This is a genomic window from Nucisporomicrobium flavum (genome assembly GCF_016464385.1).
In the GTDB taxonomy this organism is placed as follows: domain Bacteria; phylum Actinomycetota; class Actinomycetes; order Mycobacteriales; family Micromonosporaceae; genus Actinoplanes; species Actinoplanes flavus_A.
Window position 1 is genome coordinate 24,429 of the sequence record NZ_JADMLH010000002.1, and the last position, 19,939, is coordinate 44,367.

Below are 19,939 nucleotides of genomic sequence, written 5' to 3' on the forward strand. Positions count from 1 at the left end.
GCGTGCCGGCGTGACCACCCACTTCACCGCCGCGTACGCCGACGGCTGGGCCGGCGCCGTCGTCAACCCGCTGACTCGTGCGGAGGCGGAACGGCGGGACGCCGACGGAATCCCGTACGCCGTGCTGCTCCTGGCCGGCGGCCGCCCGCGCGTACTGGTGCACGTTTCCTGGGCGGACGCCTACGTCGGCGTCGTCGTGCACGGAGACGACGGCCGGCGGACCGCTTCGCTGGACCTGCGCCGTACGCCGACCGGCGATCTGTTCCTCCGCGAACGCCGGGAGTGGCCGGACGGCGACGGGCCCGCCGCGCCCCGGCATGCCACCACCTGGACGCTCGCCGGCCGCCGCGAGGACCTCGACCAGCCCGCGGGAGATGGGGGCGGAAGCTCGCGGGACTGGAGGGACGAACAACCCCCGCGCGTGGCGCCGTTTCCGTTCGGCGCATGGGATGAACTGCTGAAACTCGCCGGACTCGGCCGCGCCGCCGTGACCGACGCACCGGATCATGACCTTCCGGTCGTGACCGCTGCCGAGCCGCCCTGGCACCCACCTCGCCCTGCGGCGCCGCGGGACCTCGCGCTGCTGTTCACCGTCGGCGCCACAGTGACGTTCGGGGTCGTCGACCTGGTTCCGGCCGGTTCGGTACGGCTCACCTCGGGCCGGCTGGTGGCTGCCGACCCCAGTTCGATCGGTGCGACGCCGGAACCGCCGTACGCGGTGACGGTTGCGCCCGGCACATACCCAGTGACCGTCTCGCGGGTGCGATCCGCCGACCGGCCGGACCGGCCGCGGGTGGCGGCGGCGCGGCTCGAGGTCAGCGACCGGCCGGTGGTGCGCTGGGAGCTCGCGCTGCAGGACGGTCAGAGCGTGCTGGACCTGGGGAACGGGGAATTCTACGGGTTCGGTGTGGACAGCGGGCTGGCGTCCTTCGCCGACGCGGACCTGTGGCGGTCGTTGAGCGAACGGGACCACGACGGCTGTGATGCGTGGGAGGACGACTGGCTGGAGCATGGGCGGGTGGCCGGGGAGCAGCAGTTCGTGGTGGTGGAGGCGGGCGGGATGGTGGCCTGGCCGAGCGGGTGGGGGGACGGGTCGTATCCGACCTGGATCGGGTACGACGATGCCGGGTCGGTGGTGTGTTTCGTGGCGGACATGCGCCTGTAGACCATCCGTGAACTCCCACTACCGACTGACTCGATAGCAGATCCCGGTGATGGTCACCTCGTTTCCCGCCACGGTCACCTCGTCGAAAGAGTTCAGCAGATAATCGTTGACCTCCTGGGCGCCCGACGCCCAGACGTTGAGGATCTCAATCGCCAGATAAACCTTCAAGAATTCCGAGGCGAGCGGCGTGTGATCGCGCAGCAACGTCTCCAGTGGTGGCCAACCGGCGCGCATCACCGCCACGTCGACGCCCTCGTCCTCCGTGCCGACGGCCGCGATGTCTTCCTGGAGCTCCGCCACGCATTGCCGGTATTGCGGCTCGGTGCGATCGCAGAACTCCCGTATGGCCAGACGCAGGGAGTATCGCAGGGGAGTCTCTCCTGCGATCGGCTGGCCGAAGTTCATCGGTCGCGCGATGACCCGGTCGCCGGGCACGCGCTTCGCGCCTATGTCGAAGTAGGCGAGCGTCATCCGGGGCACCTCGATGACATCGATCCGTCAGGGTTGTAGGTGTGCGAGCCCGAGGGCGTGTACGGTGCACCGCCCTTGTCCTCGGGCCGGCGGTTGCCGGATCGCGCGAAGAACTCCTCGGGCGACTCGATCCTAGCGATGTGCGGGGTCTGGTTTCCGGGGACGATCTTCGTGGTCTCCATGGGTAGGAAGGATGGATCGTTCGCACCGGCGGTGTTGACCTTGTCGATCACCTTGCCGGCCTGACTGGGGCTGAGGCTTCCGAACCCGACGTCCACATCGCTCGTGGGCGTGTAATTGCCGCGAACCCGGCTACCGCCGAAGACGACGGACGAGCCGCGCTTGAACGCCTCGGTCATGATCAGCCGGGCCTGTGCCTCGCCCAGGCCTCCGACGTTCTGGGTCGCGTGCTGGAGCTGTTCGGGGGTGGGGCCCACCGGGACCGCGTTGAGTCCCAGCGGGTCGATCTCGAATGTCGGGTTCGGCACGTACGCCGCGGGATTGGGTGCCGGTTGCAGGCCCAGCGGGTCCTGGCTCAGGTAACGCGCGGTGTCCGGGTCGTAGTAGCGCTGGTTGTTGTAGTGGTGTCCCGTTTCCGGTCGTGGTACTGGCCGGGCAACCGCAGCGGGCATTCTGCTCCGCCGCTGCTCACCGCGATTGTGGTGCCCCAGATGGTCTGGCGGGTTTCCCAGACCACGCTGCCGTCCGGGGCCGTGAGATGCGTGGGCCGGCCGACCAGGTCCGCGACGATGCTGTAGAAGCGTTCGTCGATGTCGGCCTGCGAGGTCGTTGCTGTCCAGCGGCGCTCGCGCTGGGCCATCGGGGTGTACGAGCCGGGCACGTAGTCCCAGGTCGTCACCTCCGGGCCGGCGTCGGAGCCGAACCGGTGGTGGACCTGCTCGACGATCCGGGTTCCGTCCCAGGTGAAGTCGAGCTGCTCCGTCACGCGGCCGTCCGCGGCGTGCCGGTATTTGCCGACGCGGCGACCGAGGGGGTCGTAGCGGTAGGACCAGCGGGTGCCGTCGGGGGTCCGTACGCCGACCAGCCGATCCTCGGAGTCCCAGAGGTAGTGCCAGGTCAGCGGTTTGGCCGAATGCAGGGTCCGCTGCCGGAGCACCATCCGACCCTGCGCGTCGTGCTCGTAGCGGTACTGGCCCGCGGAGCGTATCCGGGTGCCCTCGTATCGTCGCGCGCCCTGGACCTCAGGCTCCCCGGCGGCCCAAGAGGCCGCGGTGAGGTTGCCGGCCGGGTCATAGGCGTACCGCTCCTGCCATCCGGCCGCTGTGACTGCCGTGACGCGTCCCGCATCGTCGAGCGCCACGGTGCGGGTGCCGGTCGCCGGATCGTCGACAGAGGTCAGCAAGCCGTCCGGGCCGTACGCGTAGCCCCGCCGTACCGTGGTCCCGGCCGAGCCGGTCAGCGTCTGCGCGACCAACCGGCCGCCGAGGTCGTGGGCCTGGCGAAGCGTCTGCCAGTCCGAGCCCGTCGAGACCGTGCGCTCGAGCAGGTTCCCCGCCGCGTCGTGCAGGAGCGTGACCTCGTGGCCTCCCAGGCGCAGGACGGTCGGTGTGCCCGACGCGCCGTGGCTCCACGTGGAGCTTGCACCGGTCGGCGTCGTGCAGCCGATGCGGCGACCCGCGAGGTCATAGCTGAATGTGACTGTTCGCCCATCAACGGTCTCGCTGAGGACTCGGCCAACTGCGTCGTATGTGCAGTTCAGATCCGTCGTGGGTGACGTCGCTTGGAGCAGTCGGCCCGCCGCGTCGTAGCGGAACGTGGTGACACCTTCGTCGGAACGGCGCTCCACGACCCGCCCGGCCGCGTCGCGGACATATGTCGTGGTCTGGCCGGACCCATTGGTGCGCGTGACGAGCCGCCCCGCCGCGTCGGTCCCGTACGTCAGCGTGCGCCCGTCGAAGTCTGTCTCGGTGGCGAGCCGGCCGGCCGGGTCATAGGTGTACGACCAGCTCAGACCTTGCGGGTTCGTCACCTCGATCAGCTGGAGCTGGGCGTCGTACGCGAATGCCAGCCGGCTTCCGTCGGGGTCGATGCGGTGGGACAGGGTGTTGAACGGTCCGTACTCGTACCTCGTCACCGCGCCGGACGCGGTGGTGTGCGTGATCAGGTTGCCTTGCGGGTCGTACTCCCACACCTCCGTCGACCCGTCCGGCCCGGTCCGCACGACAGGCAGCCCGTCGAGGTTGTAGTGCAGCACAGTTCGGGCGCCGAGCGCGTCGGTGATGGACACGACCCGGCCGGCGTCGTCGCGGTCGTAGACCGTGCTTGCGCCGGCCGCGTTCGTCACCCGCACCGGCAGGCCGGCGCCGTCCGACTCCACCAGGGTGGTCGCGCCGAGCGGGTCGGTCACGGACGCGAGGTGACCTGCAGCGTCATACGTGTACGCGGTGACAGCGCCGACAGCATCGGTGACCGACGTCAGGTTGCCCCTTGCGTCGTAGGTGAACGTCTTCCGCGCGCCGTCCGGGCCGATCACCGTCTGAGGCAGCCCGTGGCTCGTGTACGACGCCGTTGCCACTGAGCCGTCCGGACCCGACACCCGGATCAGGTTGCCGTCGTCGTCGTACGCGTGCCGGGTCGTCGCCCCGGTCGGGTCGGTGAGCTCGACGATGCGCCCGTGCCCGTCCCACTTCCGCCGCAGGACCCCGCCGAGCGGATCCACCTCGCGGACCACGCGACGCCGATCGTCATACGTGTACGAGGTGACGTGCCCGAGCGCGTCGATGACCGTGGTCGTCCGGGCCGGCTCGTCGTACGCGAGCCGGGTGGCGAGCGCCCGCGCCGGCCCGGTCGACGTCACGCATCGCCCGAGCTCGTCGTAGGCGTACGTGTACCAGTGCCCGTTGCGGTCGAGCCACCGGGTCAGCCGGCCGTCATCGTCGTACTCGAAGCGCAGCGGCAGCCCCGAGCCGTTCACGACCTCGGTCAGCAGACCGCCGTCGTCCCCGTACCCGAACCGCGCCACCGGGACGGCGATGCCGTCGGGACCGTACCGGGACAGCCGGACCACCCGGTCCAGGTGCCATTCCACGGCCACCCGGTAGCCCCCACTGTGGACCACCTCCGTCACGCGTCCGTGCCGGTCACGGACCAGGTCGATGCGATCACCACAGCGGTGGGTCATCGCGGTGAGCGGCAGGCCGTCGCCGGAGAAGTGCCAGGTCACCCCGGCCGCGGAGGAGGTGACCGCGTAGCCCTCCGGCGTGGCGGTCAAACCCAGTCGCGGTCCGGCCTGGGGAAAGACCGCGCCCTCACCCGGCAGATTCCGGTACGCGAGCAGCGCGCCGTCCGGCAGCACGAGGACCGCACCCGTCTCCTCCGGCTCCAGCCGCATGTCCAGCGTCGATGCCCACCGGTGGCCGAACGCCCGGCCCATCCGGTACGACGACACGTACGTACGCTCGAGCACCAACGGCAGCACCCCGGGCAGCATGACGTCGGTCTGCGACATGAAAACCTCGCCGCTGACGATGTCCACCGGGTCCGTGGTGGCGACCCGGTCCCGTGCCGGCGTGCTGTGACTGTCGGGGTTGTCCCAGGCCTCCCGGCGAGCCGTCGTGCCGGTGCCGGAACCATCACCAGTTCCGCGCCGGACCGAGCCGCCCGTTGACGGCACACTCCCGGCGCCGGGCCGGCCCAGCCGGGCCATGTGCTCGGCGGCCGCCTGCGCCTCGGCGACGGAGCGCGCCCGTCCGCCGCCGCCCCCGAAACCGGGTCGCCGCCGCCGCGGCGGACCGCCGCCGTCGCCGCCACCGCCGTGGCCGTGCGGTGTGTGACTTCTCGCCATGCTCGGCTGCCGTCCCCGCGGTTTCAGTGTCCGAGCGCCGATCGTATCGATGGTCGTGCGGTAGGAGGGATTCGAACCCTCTCAGCGATGCACCTGCTTTACAGGCAGGCCCGACTCTCCCGCGTCGGCGCTACCGCTTGCGGATTGCGTACCCGGGGAGGGATTCGAACCCCCATCCTTCCGACCCTGAATCGGACGCCTCTGCCGTTGGGCTACCCGGGCATTGCCGTGCGTACCCTCGGCGGGATTCGAACCCGCACCGGCGACGTCCTCAACGTCGTGCCTCTGCCGTTGGGCCACGAGGGTGGGCCGCGCCGCTTTGTCGGCGGCGCGGAGCTGCGAGCGGAGGATTCGAACCTCCCATCTCCCGGGTCAGAGCCGGGTGTGCTGCCGGTTGCACCAGCTCGCATCGGCGGGCCGGCGGGGGTAGCGGTCCCGCCGGCCCGGCCATGGCCGGGCGCGTATCGCGCACCGGGCCGGAACGGTAAAGCTCATAAGGGTTTCGTGGACCCGGACGGATTCGAACCGTCGGCCCCCGGTCTGCCGAACCGGTGCGCTACCGCTGCGCCACGGGCCCGAGAAAGGGGAAAGCCGCCCGTTCCTCGGATGGAGGGGGCGGCTCGGATGGATACGCTGCTGCGTTACCCGCTCCGCCGCTCCGGCTGATAGGCGAGGTCGGACAGGAGTAGCTGAACGGCCCGCTGCTGGGCGTCGGCGTCGGCTGGCTGCCACAACATGTCGATTCAACTCCCCTCGCTCGCCGGTGTTGACGATGATCCTGGACGAAGGCGCCGGCGCGGTCAAAGCCTTTTACGGGCCGGCCGGCGCCGCGGGTGGGCGCCGGCCGGTATGGGTCAGGCGGGCGTACAGGTGGGTGTCATCGCGGTGCTCGTACCGGTGGCCTGGAAGCCGAATTCCGTGGTCTGGCCGGCGGTCACCCGGCCGTTGTACGAGACGTTGGCGAATTGGACGGCTCCGCTCGCGCCGGTACGGGTGGTGTTCCAGCTGCCGGTGATGGTGGCGCCGGCGGGCAGGGTGAGGCCGACCGTCCAGCCGTTGAGGTCGGAGGCGCCGGCGGTGACCTTGACCGTGCCGACGAAGCCGCCGTTCCACGCGTTGACCGAGATGCTTGCGCTGCACCCCGAGGGCGGCGGGTTCGAGGGCGGCGGGTCGGACGGGCCGGGGCCGGACGGCGGGGTGCTCGGGGTGCCGGTTCCGAGGACCGGGGTCTGCCAGTCGCGCCACTCGGCGAGGTTGCCGGCCGCCTTGCTGGAGATCCGCATCGTCCCGGCCGCGTTGCCCGTCTTCAGCAGGAACTTCTGGATGTTCTGCTGCAGCGGCGTACGCCATTCCGGCCGGCTGGCGCAGTGGTTGCCGTCCTGGATGTCGGACCAGTAGGTGATGTTGTCGCCCGCGCCGAGGGCCTTGTAGACCTCGGCGCCGCCCAGGGCTGCCACGCTCGCAGATTTCGGGCCGAGGTTCACGATGTGCGGGTTGTCCATGATGAACAGGCCGCGCGGCGCCACCATGGCGACCATCTCGTGGGTGTCGACCGGCAGCCGGGTGGGGCTGCTGGTGAAGGAGCCGAACGCGTCGCCCAGCCAGGGCTGCTCGCCGTACGCGCTGCTCAGGCTCTGGGCGCCCTCGCCGGGGATGCCGCGGAAGATGGGTACGCCGGCGCTGCCCGACTCGATCGGCATGGTCAGGGCGATGCGCTGGTCGAAGGCGCCGATGACGAACGCGCCCTTGCCGAAGCGGGAGCAGCCGGTGACGCCCGTCGCGTCGGGTCGCAGGATCGTGCCGCCTGACTGCTCGATCACGTCGATGATGCGGCTGACGCCCCAGGCCCATGCCATGAGCAGGCCGGTGCTGCTGGACGATCCGTAAATGCTGTAGAACGCGCCCTGCTTGTTGCTGCGGGGCGTGCCTTCCTTGCCGACGGCGTACGGGTCGTAGTTGATGACCGCGGCGCCGGCTGCCTTGATCGCGGCGGTGTCGGCGCCGAAACCACCGAGCACGACGACGGCCGGGAACGGGCCGGAGCCGCCGGGCAGCTCCACCTTGGCGGAGAAGCTGGAGCTTTTGCCCTGGTGGGACACGTTCACCGTGATGCTCGTGCTGGTGACCGTACCCGTGACGGTCTGCGGTTTTGCGGGCTTCTCGCCGTACACGTATCGCTCGGCCTGTTTTTTGATCTCCTCGCGCCGGCAGGTCCACTCGGACTTGGTCGCGATGCGGGTGCCGTCGATCTTCTTGAACGGGTCGGGGAGCTTCGCGACGGTGGGCAGCGCGCCGGGGTCGGGCAGGGCGGGCACCGGGCAGCCGGCACCCTCGTCCTCGACGCCGGCGGCCGCCGTGACGACGTCGGCGGTGGCGATCCGGGGGATGGCCGCCACCGCGGCGCCGACCGTGAGCGCTGCGGTGAGCGCGACCATGGTCGAGCGGATCGCCGAGCGGCCCGGGATTCTGGTCACGGGCTTCTCCTTCCGGGGCGTGGGAGCGCTCCCGAGTCGATGCCCCAGTGTTGGCCCATCCATTGAACCGAGTCAATGTAACGAAGAAACTTCCGGCCGCTGCGAACGCTCGCAGCGGCCGGATCAGGGACTATCCAAAAAGGAGACCGATACCGGATCGCCGGAATTATCGGTGGACTCAGGTGAGTCCGGTTCCGAAGTAGGCGTGGAGAGACGCGCCGAACGGGAAGTTGGCACCGGAGAAGAAAACCCCGCGGGCCCGGTCCTCGGGCGTCACAGCCACCGGAGCCAGTCGTCGGGGAGCAGGGTGTAGCCCACGAACGCGGCGATGTCGAGCAGGCTGTGCGCCACGATCAGGGGCATGACCCGGCCCTTGCGCAGGAAGAACAGCGCGAACACCACGCCCATCACCGCGTTGCCGACGAACGCGCCGAAGCCCTGGTAGAGGTGGTACGAGCCGCGCAGGACCGCGCTGGCCGCCACGATCCAGCTCAGCCGCCAGCCGAACGAGCGCAGCCGGGTGATCAGGTAGCCGACCACGATGACCTCTTCGAGGATCGCGTTCTGCATCGCGGCGATGATCAGCACGGGGATCGCCCACCACACCGGCTTCAGCGCCGCCGGGATGATCTGCGCGTTGAGGCCGAGCTGCGCCGCCGCGTACACCAGGAGCAGGCCGGGGATGCCGATCGCCGCCGCCAGCCCGGCACCCCAGCCCAGGTCCGGGCCGGGGCGGCGCAGGTCGAGGCCGAGCGTGCGGACCGGCTCCAGCCGGTCGCGGTTCAACAGATACAGCGCCAGGAGTACGGGCACGAGCGCGAAGAAGATGCCCAGCACCTGGTACGTCAGATCGAGGTACGGCCGCGGCGACTGCGACGGGTTCAACGTGGCGGTCTGCTGCGACAGCGGCTTCCCGGCGGTGAGCTTCGCGACGAGGGACACGACGGCGTACACGGCCGACTGGCCGAGCGACAGCAGCAGCACGACCGCAATCTCGAACCGTGTCTCGCGGCGGGTGGCGGGCGGGCGCTCGACCGTGGCCGTCACGAGCCGACCTCGCTGACCTCGGCGAACGGTTTCCCGGCCTGCCACACCACGTGCACGATGAAGCTGTGGTTGACCTCGTTGAAGTAGACGGCGAGGTTGTCCGCGGTGTTCTGCACGGTGGCGACCGAGAAGCCGTCCGCCGGCGTGGCCGTGACGAGCTTGATGACGCCGTCGGCCGCCCGGATCACGGTCTGGCCGCCCTCCATCCGGAACGACCGGACATAGGTACGGTCACCGTCACCGTTCGTGGTCACCGTCCAGCCGTCCTCGACGGTCGTGGTCGAGTCGTCCCGGGGTGGCGGCGTGGTCGTCGTCGGGGCCCGGGTCGCCGGCGTGGAGCGGGTGCGTGACGGGCTCCGCGCGGCTGAGGGTGACCGGGGCTTCTCCGGCGCGGAGGACGTTACGGACGGCGACGGCGGCGGCGGTGGCGGGGCGGGCGTGGGGCTGAGCACCGTCGAGTCGCGCAGTTGATCGACCGACACCAGGGCGCTCTCGTCCGCGGTGGCCGTACGCAGCACCGGCAGCATCGCCACCGACGCCAGCGCGACGCTGGTCAGCGTGGCCGCGCACCATCCGAGCACCGGGAACCAGCTCCGCCGAGATCGCACGTGGCCATGCTCTCACCTACCCCTATGGTTGTGCCCATGGCGTTGATCCTGCTGGTCGAGGACGACCGCAACATCACCGCGGCGCTGACCCGGGCGCTGACGGACGCGGGCCACGTCGTGCGCCCGGTCGGGCAGGCCGCCGAAGCCCTGAAGATCCTCACCGAGGAGCAGCCGGACCTGGTGATCCTCGACCTCGGGCTGCCGGACATCGACGGTACGGACGCGCTGCGGATGATGCGCTCCGTGTCGGCCGTGCCCGTCATCGTCGCCACCGCACGCCGCTCCGAGGCCGACATCATCACGTTGCTGAGCGACGGCGCCGACGACTACGTGACGAAGCCGTTCTCCAGCGGGCACATCCTGGCGCGGATCACCGCGGTGCTCCGGCGTACCCGGGCCGCCGTCGACACCGCACCCAGCGTGATCACCGTCGGGGAGCTGGAGATCAACCCACGCCAGCGGCGGGCGGCGCTGCGCGGGCAGGCGCTGCAGCTGACCCGGCGCGAGTTCGACGTGCTCACCTACCTCGCCGAGCGCGTCGGCCAGGTCGTCAGCCGCCGCGAGCTGCTGACCGAGGTGTGGAACCAGTCCCGCATCGGCGAGGAGCAGACGATCGACGTCCACATCTCCTGGCTGCGGCGCAAGCTGGGGGAGACAGCCGCGGCGCCGCGATTTCTGCACACCGTACGCGGGGTCGGCGTGATGATGGTCGACCCGCAGTGAGATGGGAGCTGAACCGGCTGGCGCTCGCCATCACCTCGATGGTCGCGCTCGCCTTCCTCGTACCGCTGATCTACGCCACCGGGAAGATCGCCCACGACCGGGCCATCGGTGACGCCCGGCAGCAGGCCGCGGCGATGGTCGCGGCGCTCGCCGTCAACGCCGACCCCCAACTGCTGACCAGCGCGGTCGCCAGCACGGTCGCCGGCAGCGCGGGACGGCTCGCGGTCCACCTGCCCGGCATCGCGCCGGTCGGTCACAGCCACGTCACCGACGCGGAGGTCGCGCAGGCCAACCTCTACCGGCGGCCGGTCACCGCCGACGCCGCGGGCGGGCTCGTCTACCTGCAGCCCAGCGTGCTCAGCGACGGGCGGTCCGTGGTGATCGAGGTCTTCGTGCCCGACGAGGAGATGCGCCGCGGCGTGTGGCCGGCGTGGCTGGCGCTGGGGGCTCTCGCGATCGTGCTGGTCGCCGGCTCGGTGCTGTTCGCCGACCGGCTCGGCGGCCGCCTGGTCCGCGCGACCCGGGACCTGGCCGGCTCCAGCCGCCGGCTCGGCGCCGGTGACCTCGCCGTCCGCATCGACCCGTCCGGACCGCCGGAGCTGCGGGACGCGGCCAACGCCTTCAACGCGATGGCCGCCGACCTGCGCCGCCTGCTCGACGCGGAACGGGAGCTGGCAGCCGACCTCTCCCACCGGCTGCGGACGCCGCTGACCGCGCTGCGGCTGGACGCGGAGACGATGCCGCCCGGGCCCATCGCCGACCGGATGCGGCAGGCCTGCGACATGCTCGACGAGGAGCTCGAGGCGATCATCGCGGGCGCCCGCCTCGGCGTGGAGGCGCGCGGCAAGCAGCAGTCGGACCTCGTGGAGGTGCTCGCCGACCGGCTGGCGTTCTGGTCGGCGCTGGCCGAGGACCAGTTCCGGCCGTGGGAGGTCGTGGGCGGGCAGACCCCCGTACCCGTGCCGTTGCCGCGCAGCGAGCTGATCCTGGCCGTGGACTCGTTGCTGGGCAACGTCTTCGCGCACACGCCCGAGGGTGTGGCGTTCCGGGTGACGGTGTCGCAGGCCGGGCTTCTCGTCGACGACGCCGGCCCGGGCATCGCCGACCCGCAGGCCGCCGTGCAGCGCGGGGTGAGCGGCGCCGGCTCCACGGGACTCGGCCTGGACATCGTGCGCCGGGTCGCCGAGGCCGCGGGTGGGCGGTTGGAGATCTCCCGGGGGCCGCTCGGCGGGGCGCGGATCGGGCTGGTGCTGCCCGTACGCGACGAAACGCCGCCCCCGCAGCCACGGCCGGCCGCCCGGCGCCGCCGTACGCCTTCATGATCCTTTCTGGTGCTGTTAAGGCTGCTTTATGGAACGCGTCGTTACGGTCCTCGCCGTAAGAAGCCGGACGACACGTTGGGAGCCGCAAAGATGCGCAGGTCGATCGCCTATCCGCTGGTGACACTCGGGGCAATCGTGGGGTCGGCAGCGGTGGTCGCGTCTCCTGCGCTGGCGCACGGCTACGTCTCCGCCCCGCCCAGCCGTCAGGCCCTCTGCGCTAGCGGCGCGGTCAAGGACTGCGGGCAGATCCAGTTCGAGCCGCAGAGCGTCGAGGCGCCCAAGGGACAGCGGTCCTGCAACGGCGGCGTGGCGCAGTGGTCGGTGCTCGCCGACGAGAGCCGTAACTGGCCGGCGAAGGCGGTCGGCAAGAACGTCACCTTCACCTGGGTCATGACGGCCCGGCACCGCACCAGCAACTGGGAGTACTTCATCGGTGGCAAGAAGGTCGCCACCGTGGACGGGGGCAACCAGCAGCCGGACGCGGTCGTCACGCACACCGTCGACCTCAGCGCCTTCCCCGGCCGGCAGACGGTCCTCGCCGTCTGGAACATCGGTGACACGGTGAACGCGTTCTACAGCTGCATCGACCTGAACGTGGGCGGTGGCGGCGGCTCGACCACGCCGACCACCCCGCCCACCACAGCTCCTACCAAGGCCCCGACCACCCCGCCGACCTCGAAGCCCGCCCCCACCACCCCGGCGCCGGCCGTTCCTACCACCACCGCGCCTGCGGCTCCGGCGAGCGGCTCGTGGGCCGCGGGTGTCGCGTACAAGACGGGCGATGTCGTCAGCTACGAGGGCAAGAAGTACAAGTGCCGGCAGGCGCACTCCTCGATCCACAGCTGGGAGCCGTCGATCTACACGCTCGCCCTCTGGCTTCCGCTGTGAAGCGCCTCGTCGTAGCGGTCTCCGCCGTGCTTCTGCTCAGCGCGTGCGGTACGGCCCCGCAGACCCAGGCCACCCAGGTCACCGACGCGAAAGCCGTCGTGCAGGCCGAGGGTGAGCACAACGACACCGACGTCATGTACCTGCAGATGATGGTCGCCCATCACGAGCAGGGGCTGGAGATGGTCCGGCTCGCCGAGAAGTCGGCGAAGCGCGACGAGGTCAAGACCCTGGCCAAGGCGGTCGACGCCACCCAGTCCGACGAGGTCGCCATGATGAAGTCCTGGCTCACCTCGTGGAAGCAGCCCACCACGGTCGACCACGCGCCCAGCGCGCATGCCGACCACGGCGGCCTGCCCGCCACCGGTCCCGAGGAGATCGCCGCGCTGAGGAAGGCGAAGGGCAAGGCGTTCGAGACGGCGTTCCTCAACCTCTTCGTCGCCCACCAGCACAACGCGGTCGAGATGGCGAACCTGGAGGCGGCCGACGGGGTCAACGCCGAGGCCAAGGCGTTCGCCGAGCGGGTCAAGCTCAGCCGTACGGACCAGATCAAGCAGATGCTCACCATGATCAACAACTGATGGACCGACCCCGACCGGCATCCCCACGCGCCGAAAGGCGCGACGGTCGGCAGAGACGGGCGCTTCGGTCTCCCCCTTCATGACCGGCAGAGCCCGGCAGCTCCGGCCGGCACGCGGACCCCGCGGGCCGGCCGGAGTCTGTTGCCGTCGCGCCTCAAGAGGACCTCCCGACTGCCGATCAAAGGGCAAGTCGGAACTCCCAGGGGGAAGCAGTCATGGTCGTAGGCATTGTTGCCGCAGTTGTCGGGCTGGTCGTCGGATTCTTCATCGCGCGCAGCATGCGGCGTCAGGACCCCACGGTGGAGGTGCTGGAGCGGGCGGCGGCCGGTGATCTCACCGTACGGGTGGACGAGGCGAACCTGACCCCCGCGGGTGAGAACCTCAACAAGCTGCTCGACGAGTTCGCGGAGATCGTCCGGGTCTCCGAGGCCACCAACGCCCGGCTGACCGGCTCCACCGAGCGCCTCACCTCGCTGGTCGCCGACATGGTCGCCGGCGCGCAGGGCTCGGTGCAGTCCGCGGGCGAGATCCTCCGCGCCTCGCAGGAGGTCTCCGAGAACATCGCCAGCCTGGCCGCCGGCGCCCAGCAGATGGGCGCGAGCATCCAGGAGATCTCCCGCAGCGCCAGCGAGGCGGTCACCGTCGCCGCCGACGCCATGGAGGTGTCCTCCGACGCCAGCCGCACGATGACCAAGCTCGGCGACTCGTCGGCGCAGATCGGCGACGTGGTCCGGGTGATCACCGCCATCGCCGAGCAGACCAACCTGCTCGCGCTGAACGCCACCATCGAGGCGGCCCGCGCCGGCGAGATGGGCAAGGGCTTCGCCGTGGTCGCCAGCGAGGTCAAGGACCTGGCCCAGGAGACCGCCAAGGCCACCGACTCGATCACCACCCAGGTCGGCACGATCCAGGCCGACACCACCGGCGTGGTCGACTCGATCACCCAGATCGGCGAGGTCATCGGCAAGGTCAACGGCTACCAGACGACGATCGCGTCGGCCGTCGAGGAGCAGCACGCCACCGCGGACATGATGGCCCGCAGCATCGTGTCGGCCGGTACGCAGGCCGCCCAGATCGCCGAGAACATGAGCCGCATCTCCGAGACCCGCGCGCAGGCCAAGGAGGCCGTCGAGCAGACCGACGAGGTCACCCGGGAGCTGCGCGAGGCGGCCAAGGATCTGGCGACGGCGCTGCGGTCGTACCGCGCCTGAGCAACCGACGGGGTTGCGGTTGCGGTGTACCGCGCCGCTGCCCCGAAGCACCCCCCGAGCACGTCCCGATAGGGCAGGTGGCGCCGATCCCGGCGTCACCTGTTTCTATCTGTGGAGGTGCCGCCACCGTGGCCCCGATGCTCGCACCGCTCCGAGAGCGCAACTACCGTCTCTGGGCCGCCGCCGACCTGGTGTCCGTGGCGGGAACCTGGATGCAGGTGCTGGGGCTGAACTGGCTCATCCTCACCGCGACCGGCTCGGCCGCCACGATGGGCGTGATCGTCATGCTGCAGGCGCTGCCCGTCCTCATCCTCGGGGGCTGGGGCGGCGCGCTCGCCGACCGGCTCCCGGCCCGCCCCACGCTCATCGCCCTGCAGACGCTGCGGGCCCTGCTCGCCCTCGCGCTCATCGCCGGTACGGGCCACCTCTGGCCGATCTACGCGGTGGCCCTCGTCTCCGGCGTCATCAGCTCCCTCGAGGGCCCCTGCCTCGGCCGCTTCGGCTCCGCCCTGGTCCCGCCCTCCGCGCTCGGCTCGGCGCTGGCGCTCGGCTCCGTCCTCAGCTCGGCCGGCCGCATCCTCGGCATGTCGCTTGGCGGCGTGCTGGTCGGCGTCACCGGCGTGTCCTCCCTGTTCGCCCTCAACGCCCTGTCGTACGGCGCGGTGATCGTGGCGCTGGCGGCCATGCGCCCCGGCTCGGTGCGGACCCTCGCCACCGCGGCACCCGGCGACGGGGGCGTACGGGCCGGCCTGCGCTACATCGCCCGTCAGCCCGTCGTGCTGGTCGTGCTGGCACTCTCGTTCGTGCTCGGCTCGCTGGGCCGCAACTACCAGGTCACCATGGCCGCGATGGTCGCCGGACCGCTGCACGCCGGCTCCGCCTCGTACGGAATGCTCTCGACGGTCTTCGCGGTCGGCGCGGTCGCCGGCGGCATCGCGCTGGCCGGCAGCGGCCGCTCCACCCTGCGCGTGCTGCTGGCCGCCGGCGCCACCATCAGCGCCCTGCAGATCGGCGCCGGCCTCGCGCCGACGACCCTCGGATTCGCGGCGTTCATCCTGCCCATCGCGGCGGGCGCGGTCATCTTCGACACGATCGTCTCGACGCGCATCCAGCTCGACACCCGCGAGGACATGCGCGGCCGCGTCCTGGCCACGGTCGGCATGGTCTCCTCGCTCTCCGGCATCGTCGGCGCGCCGCTGATCGGGTGGTTGTGCGACTCGCTGGGCGCCCGCGGAACCCTGGTCTCGGCGGGCACGGTCACCGTGGTGGCGGCCGTCGCGGGCGGGGTCGTGCTGGCCCGGCTGAAGGGCGTCCGCGTGCTTGCGGTGTTGCCGCTGGTGGGGCGTCGGCCGGCCGAGCAACTCGCCTGAACGGCCGCGCCGGCGGTTCGATAGCGTGACCTGCAACGAGCCGGTGTGGTGGAGGGACGAACGTGGAGCTGTTGCACTCGGGCAAGGTCAGGGACGTCTACGCCGACGGGGACGACCTCCTGCTGGTCGCCTCGGACCGGGTCTCGATCTACGACGTGGTGCTGCCCACCGCCATCCCGGACAAGGGCAAGATCCTCACCCAGCTGTCGCTGTGGTGGTTCGAGCAGCTTGCCGACGTCGTACCGAACCACATCATTTCCGCGACCGACGTGCCCGCCGAGTGGGCCGGCCGGGCCGTGCGCTGCGAGCGGCTCGAGATGGTCATGGTCGAGTGCATCGCGCGGGGTTATCTGGCCGGGTCGGGGCTCAAGGAGTACGAGAAGGACGGGGCCGTCTCCGGCGTCGCGCTGCCGCCCGGGCTGATCGAGGGCTCGAGGCTGCCCGAGCCGATCTTCACGCCCACGACGAAGGTCGCGCCGGGCGAGGGGCATGACGAGTTCATCACGTACGCGGACGTCGAGACGTCGGTCGGCGCGGACGTGGCCGCCGAGCTGAAGCGGATCACGCTCGAGGTGTACCGGCGCGGGTCGGAGATCGCCGCGCGCACCGGCATCATCGTCGCCGACACGAAGCTCGAGCTGGGCTTCTCCGGCGGCGTGCTGAAGCTGGGGGATGAGCTGCTGACGCCCGACTCGTCCCGGTTCTGGGCGGCCGACGAGTGGCAGCCCGGCGGCACCCAGCGCTACCTGGACAAGCAGTTCCTGCGCGACTGGTCGTCGCGGTCCGACTGGGACCGGACCGCGCCCGGTCCGGAGATCCCCGACGAGGTCGTCGAGGCCACCCGCAACCGCTACATCGAGGTGTACGAGCGCCTGACCGGCAACCGCTGGAGCTGACGCCTCACTCGCCCCGGGTCTCGCCGGCCGTCGACGAGTCCGGGGTGCGGGCGTCGTCATCAGTGGCTGCGTCGTCGTCGCCCTGGATGCCGTGCGCCGCCTGGAGGGCGTCGTCGTTGCGGACGATGTCCGCCGCTTCCTCGGTGCTCATCTCCGAGCCCTCGGTGTCCGGATTCGTCATGAATTCCTCCTGAGTTGCCGGCCGCGGCGGTCAGAGCGAGGCACCGGGGCGCCGGTGCCGTGCCGGGTCCGCCGCCCCGGCGTGCGGCTGGTGCCGGTGCCGCATGAGGTGGACGCCGTACGCGCCGCCGACCACCGCCATGATCGCGCCGGTCCAGCCGCCGAGCACGATGCACATCGGTGCCAGCGTCCACAGCAGAATGGCGAGGACGAGCCGCACCGTGCCGTGCGGGCTGTCGAGCTTGCGTACCCGCCGGATGAAGTCCGGGTCCTCGGCGCGCAGCTGCGACACGATGGCGTCGAACGTGGGATCGGGCACCGGAACCACCTCCACCAGCGGCGTGCCGACGCTCCCCTCTACCCGCCAGCAGTGACCCGAAACACAACGCTCACGCGAACCCGCCGATCTGGAAACCCAGGAAACCGAGCAGGGCCAACGGTACGGCCACAGCCGCGCCCAGCCCCCGCCGCCGCCACGTCCGGCCGGCCAGCAGCACCACGGCCACCGCCAGCACCGCCTCGATGATCGCGGTGGCCGGCTCGTCCCGGCGTGCCAGCCGCACCGCCTCCGCGAGGAGCACCGCCCCGGGCAGGGCGACCCCGACGACGCCGCGCCACCCGCCGTCCCGGGCCCACGCGGCCGCGACGCCGAACACGGCACCGGCCAGGACGCCGAAGAACATCCACAGGATCGCGGTCGTCGTCCACAGGTTCGCGACGTCGTCGTGCTGGACGAGCGTGGCCGTCAGGTAGTACGCCGGCACCGCCACCACCAGCATCACGATCGCCGCACCGGCCGACCGGAGCAGGCTTTCGCGCAGCCCGTACGCCATCGCGAACGCCAGCACCGCCCACACGGCCGACGAGTTGGCGAGGTTCGCCCACGGGTACGGCAGCAGCTTCTGCATGGCGAAGTCCATGGCACCCAGCGCGACGCCGCCGAGGAGCGCAACCGTCGCGTGGCGGTCAATCGTTGCCATCCACGTCCTTCAAGTGTTCGGCCCAGCGGCGGGCGAGGTCGGCGTCGGCGGGTGGGCGTACCAGCTGGCCCGAGGCGAAGATGTGGTTCCAGTGGTGCCCGGGCACGTCGTGCAGCAGCTCCGCGACGGGCAACCGGTCAGGTACCGGCAGCACGCGCTCCCACAGCACGTCGGCATAGTAGGTGACCCGGTCCGCCCGGCCGGCCCAATGTGGCGCCGGGAAGATCACGCCGTCGGCGAGGCGGCCGCCGGCGATGATGCCCCGGGCGGTGTTCTGCCGGAGCAGGAAGACGAGGTCGCCGGGGGCCGTACCCGATCGGCGTGACCCGAAGCTCCACCGGCCGCGCACCCGGCGGCCGGCCGCGGTGGCCGCGATGTCGTTCTCGTGGTTGGTCCGGAAGTAGCCGGTGTCGCTCCCGTCCCAGGTGAGGATGAAGGTGCTCACGCGCGGGCGCGCCTTTCCAGGTCCGCGGCGACACGGGCGCCGATGTGGTCGATGAGGCGGCGCAGGTCGGCGCAGTACACCGACGGGTTGCGGAAGCCGCCGCCCGGCCGCCATCGGTGCGCATAGTGCCCGGCGCCGCAGAGGTCATGCACCGGGCAGCTCAGGCAGGACGCCGCCAGCGCCGCGAGCCCGGACTGCCGGGCGATGATCCCCGGATGCCGCGTGGCCGCGTCGAGGTCGTGGTCGAAGACGTTCAGCCCGGTCGCGGCGGCGCCCGGATACGTGGCCTTGAGCGAGTCGACCTGCTCGATCGTGCCGTCGGACTCGATCACCGCGACCGCCACCGGGCTCAGCCCCACCTGGTCCGAGCGGCTCGATCCGCCGAGGACCAGGCTGATCACCTCCTCGAAGAGGCGGATGCCGGTCTCCCGGCGTGGGGCTTCGTACCAGCGGTCGAAGACGGCGATCAGCCAGTCCGCGGTGCCGGGCGCGGGCAGCGCCCCCCAGTGGGCGTGCGGCAGCAGCAGATCGATCATCGGCGGGCGGTGGTCCAGGAGGGACTCGTAGACCGCGACCGGGTCGGTCGCCGGATCGACGGTGCAGAGGATCCCCGCGTACGCGGGGTGCCCGGCGAGCAGCCGCAGCGCCCGGTCGGCGAGGGCGTGGCTGCCCCGGCCGTCACGGTGCCGCCGGTGCCGGTCGTGCTGCCCCGCGGGCCCGTCAAGGCTCACTCCGATGCGGACACCCAGGCCGGCCAGGGCATCGAGCATGCGGGCGTCGAGCAGGGCGCCGTTGGTCTGCGTGCTGAACCGGGCGGCCGGCACGACGGCCCGGAGGTCGCCGACGAGCCGGACCAGCGACTCGCGCCCGGCGAGCAACGGCTCACCGCCGTGCAGCACCACGTCGACGTGGTCGAGGCCGTGGCGGCTGACGTGTTCACCGATGCGCTGCGCGGCTCTGCGCCAGACCTCCGGTGACATCGCGGGCGGCCGGTCGCGCCAGCTCTGGTCGGCGAGCTCGTAGACGTAGCAGTAGTCGCAGGCGAGGTTGCAGCGTTGGTGCACCTTCAACACGAACTCGCGGAAGGCCGGCACACCTCAAGTCTGCCTCACCCGCACGCGTCCGGGCGGACCCTAACGCTTGTCGAGGCTCAGCTCGGGCTCGCGGCGGCGTGGCCAGGCGGCTTTGCTGCCGCAGGCGTCGCAGCTGAGCTGTTCACCGCAGTGGGCGCACCAGTCGTTCGTGCGGCGCAGGTACCAGCCGAGGGCGACCCCGGCGAGGAGGCTGGCGAGGCCGATGAGGGCGGCCAGCGCCACGGCGCCCGTCACAGGTGCGGTCCGCCCAGGGCCGAGGCGCCGTCGCCACCGACGCGCGGCCGGCGGCAGGCGAGGCCGTTCGCCTGGCGGTGGTCCAGCGCCGGGTCCTCGTCGGCGCGGGAGGTCACGTACGAGGCGGTGAAGGTGTCCACGCCCGTGCCGACGTGGGTGCCGGGCCGGTACGTGACCGTGACGGCGCGCGGCGACGCTGCCTCGATCACTCCGGCGCGCCAGCCGTCGCGGTAGACCCACACGGGGTCCGCCTTGTGGTAGCTGTCGGCCGGCGCCACCTCCGCCGGATCTCGGTGCGGTGGGGCGATGGTCGGGGTCGACATCGAGAGCCTCCTGGATCCCGGGACTCGGGTCGTCGGTCGTCCATGGGGCGCCCACCGGCCGTGACACCGAAAACGTCATGCCTTTCAGCACGCTGTGTCAGCGACCAGGCAACCGCCTGTCAGCT

At 71.3% G+C, this 19,939-nt stretch carries 21 protein-coding genes and 5 tRNA genes; 8 read left to right on the forward strand and 18 right to left on the reverse strand.

Annotated features, from left to right (window positions below; translation table 11 throughout):
* Positions 1–10 precede the first annotated feature (10 nt).
* The gene (locus IT780_RS42985; RefSeq protein WP_199510092.1) at positions 11–1,165 is read left to right on the forward strand and encodes a DUF4241 domain-containing protein; all 1,155 of its coding nucleotides are present in this window, start codon (positions 11–13) and stop codon (positions 1,163–1,165) included.
* An 18-nt stretch (positions 1,166–1,183) separates the two neighbouring features.
* Here IT780_RS42985 and IT780_RS04275 read toward each other — a convergent pair whose 3' ends face one another.
* The 11 genes from IT780_RS04275 to IT780_RS04325 all read right to left on the reverse strand — a co-directional run bounded on the left by IT780_RS04275 (position 1,184) and on the right by IT780_RS04325 (position 9,570).
* Positions 1,184–1,636 (reverse strand): hypothetical protein, encoded by a 453-nt coding sequence (locus IT780_RS04275; RefSeq protein WP_199510093.1) that lies wholly within the window; start codon positions 1,634–1,636, stop codon positions 1,184–1,186.
* The gene (locus tag IT780_RS04280; RefSeq protein ID WP_199510094.1) at positions 1,633–2,268 is read right to left on the reverse strand and encodes an RHS repeat-associated core domain-containing protein; all 636 of its coding nucleotides are present in this window, start codon (positions 2,266–2,268) and stop codon (positions 1,633–1,635) included. The genes IT780_RS04275 and IT780_RS04280 overlap by 4 nt, the downstream gene beginning before the upstream one ends.
* Positions 2,172–5,441, reverse strand: a complete 3,270-nt coding sequence (locus tag IT780_RS04285; RefSeq protein WP_199510095.1) for a DUF6531 domain-containing protein — start codon at positions 5,439–5,441, stop codon at positions 2,172–2,174. Before IT780_RS04285 ends, IT780_RS04280 begins: the two co-directional genes overlap by 97 nt.
* Before the next feature lie 56 nt (positions 5,442–5,497).
* Positions 5,498–5,578 (reverse strand) — tRNA-Tyr (locus tag IT780_RS04290).
* 12 nt (positions 5,579–5,590) lie between these two features.
* Positions 5,591–5,663 (reverse strand) — tRNA-Leu (locus IT780_RS04295).
* A gap of 11 nt (positions 5,664–5,674) precedes the next feature.
* A tRNA-Leu gene (locus IT780_RS04300) sits at positions 5,675–5,747 on the reverse strand.
* Between the two features lie 30 nt (positions 5,748–5,777).
* Positions 5,778–5,850: transfer RNA gene (locus IT780_RS04305), tRNA-Gln, on the reverse strand.
* A 96-nt stretch (positions 5,851–5,946) separates the two neighbouring features.
* Positions 5,947–6,018: transfer RNA gene (locus IT780_RS04310), tRNA-Ala, on the reverse strand.
* Positions 6,019–6,295: 277 nt separating this feature from the next.
* Positions 6,296–7,915: a glucuronyl esterase domain-containing protein gene (locus IT780_RS04315; RefSeq protein WP_307831035.1), complete on the reverse strand. Its 1,620-nt coding sequence runs from the start codon at positions 7,913–7,915 to the stop codon at positions 6,296–6,298.
* Between the two features lie 273 nt (positions 7,916–8,188).
* Entirely contained in the window at positions 8,189–8,962 is a 774-nt protein-coding gene (locus IT780_RS04320; protein ID WP_199510096.1) for a CPBP family intramembrane glutamic endopeptidase, read from the reverse strand.
* Complete coding sequence (locus IT780_RS04325; protein ID WP_199510097.1) at positions 8,959–9,570, reverse strand: DNA mismatch repair protein MutL; 612 nt, start codon at positions 9,568–9,570, stop codon at positions 8,959–8,961. Before IT780_RS04325 ends, IT780_RS04320 begins: the two co-directional genes overlap by 4 nt.
* Positions 9,571–9,606: 36 nt before the next feature.
* Between IT780_RS04325 and IT780_RS04330 the strand changes: the two genes are divergently transcribed.
* The 7 genes from IT780_RS04330 (at position 9,607) to IT780_RS04360 (ending at position 16,558) form a co-directional block, all read left to right on the forward strand.
* Positions 9,607–10,293: a response regulator transcription factor gene (locus IT780_RS04330; protein ID WP_199510098.1), complete on the forward strand. Its 687-nt coding sequence runs from the start codon at positions 9,607–9,609 to the stop codon at positions 10,291–10,293.
* Positions 10,290–11,615: a sensor histidine kinase gene (locus IT780_RS04335; protein WP_199510099.1), complete on the forward strand. Its 1,326-nt coding sequence runs from the start codon at positions 10,290–10,292 to the stop codon at positions 11,613–11,615. The genes IT780_RS04330 and IT780_RS04335 overlap by 4 nt, the downstream gene beginning before the upstream one ends.
* Positions 11,616–11,705: 90 nt before the next feature.
* Entirely contained in the window at positions 11,706–12,503 is a 798-nt protein-coding gene (locus tag IT780_RS04340) for a lytic polysaccharide monooxygenase (protein WP_199510100.1), read from the forward strand.
* A 26-nt stretch (positions 12,504–12,529) separates the two neighbouring features.
* Positions 12,530–13,081 (forward strand): DUF305 domain-containing protein, encoded by a 552-nt coding sequence (locus IT780_RS04345; RefSeq protein WP_307831036.1) that lies wholly within the window; start codon positions 12,530–12,532, stop codon positions 13,079–13,081.
* 215 nt (positions 13,082–13,296) lie between these two features.
* Positions 13,297–14,292 carry a methyl-accepting chemotaxis protein gene (locus IT780_RS04350; protein WP_199510101.1) on the forward strand — a complete coding sequence of 332 codons (996 nt, stop codon included), beginning with the start codon at positions 13,297–13,299 and terminating at the stop codon, positions 14,290–14,292.
* Positions 14,293–14,429: 137 nt separating this feature from the next.
* Positions 14,430–15,662, forward strand: coding sequence for an MFS transporter (locus IT780_RS04355; RefSeq protein WP_199510102.1), 1,233 nt, complete (start codon positions 14,430–14,432; stop codon positions 15,660–15,662).
* A 62-nt stretch (positions 15,663–15,724) separates the two neighbouring features.
* A complete protein-coding gene (locus tag IT780_RS04360; RefSeq protein WP_199510103.1) occupies positions 15,725–16,558 on the forward strand; it encodes a phosphoribosylaminoimidazolesuccinocarboxamide synthase in 834 nt (277 codons plus the stop codon).
* Positions 16,559–16,562: 4 nt separating this feature from the next.
* Here IT780_RS04360 and IT780_RS04365 read toward each other — a convergent pair whose 3' ends face one another.
* The 7 genes from IT780_RS04365 to IT780_RS04395 form a co-directional block, all read right to left on the reverse strand.
* Positions 16,563–16,739 (reverse strand): hypothetical protein, encoded by a 177-nt coding sequence (locus IT780_RS04365; protein WP_199510104.1) that lies wholly within the window; start codon positions 16,737–16,739, stop codon positions 16,563–16,565.
* Positions 16,740–16,769: 30 nt separating this feature from the next.
* Entirely contained in the window at positions 16,770–17,057 is a 288-nt protein-coding gene (locus IT780_RS04370) for a DUF3040 domain-containing protein (protein WP_199510105.1), read from the reverse strand.
* A gap of 70 nt (positions 17,058–17,127) precedes the next feature.
* Positions 17,128–17,718 (reverse strand): DUF6518 family protein, encoded by a 591-nt coding sequence (locus IT780_RS04375; protein WP_199510106.1) that lies wholly within the window; start codon positions 17,716–17,718, stop codon positions 17,128–17,130.
* A complete protein-coding gene (locus IT780_RS04380) occupies positions 17,705–18,163 on the reverse strand; it encodes a hypothetical protein (RefSeq protein WP_199510107.1) in 459 nt (152 codons plus the stop codon). Before IT780_RS04380 ends, IT780_RS04375 begins: the two co-directional genes overlap by 14 nt.
* The gene (locus IT780_RS04385; protein ID WP_199510108.1) at positions 18,160–19,257 is read right to left on the reverse strand and encodes an FxsB family cyclophane-forming radical SAM/SPASM peptide maturase; all 1,098 of its coding nucleotides are present in this window, start codon (positions 19,255–19,257) and stop codon (positions 18,160–18,162) included. The genes IT780_RS04380 and IT780_RS04385 overlap by 4 nt, the downstream gene beginning before the upstream one ends.
* Before the next feature lie 39 nt (positions 19,258–19,296).
* Positions 19,297–19,491, reverse strand: a complete 195-nt coding sequence (locus IT780_RS04390; RefSeq protein WP_199510109.1) for a hypothetical protein — start codon at positions 19,489–19,491, stop codon at positions 19,297–19,299.
* Positions 19,488–19,814, reverse strand: a complete 327-nt coding sequence (locus IT780_RS04395) for a hypothetical protein (protein WP_199510110.1) — start codon at positions 19,812–19,814, stop codon at positions 19,488–19,490. The genes IT780_RS04390 and IT780_RS04395 overlap by 4 nt, the downstream gene beginning before the upstream one ends.
* Positions 19,815–19,939 lie beyond the last annotated feature (125 nt).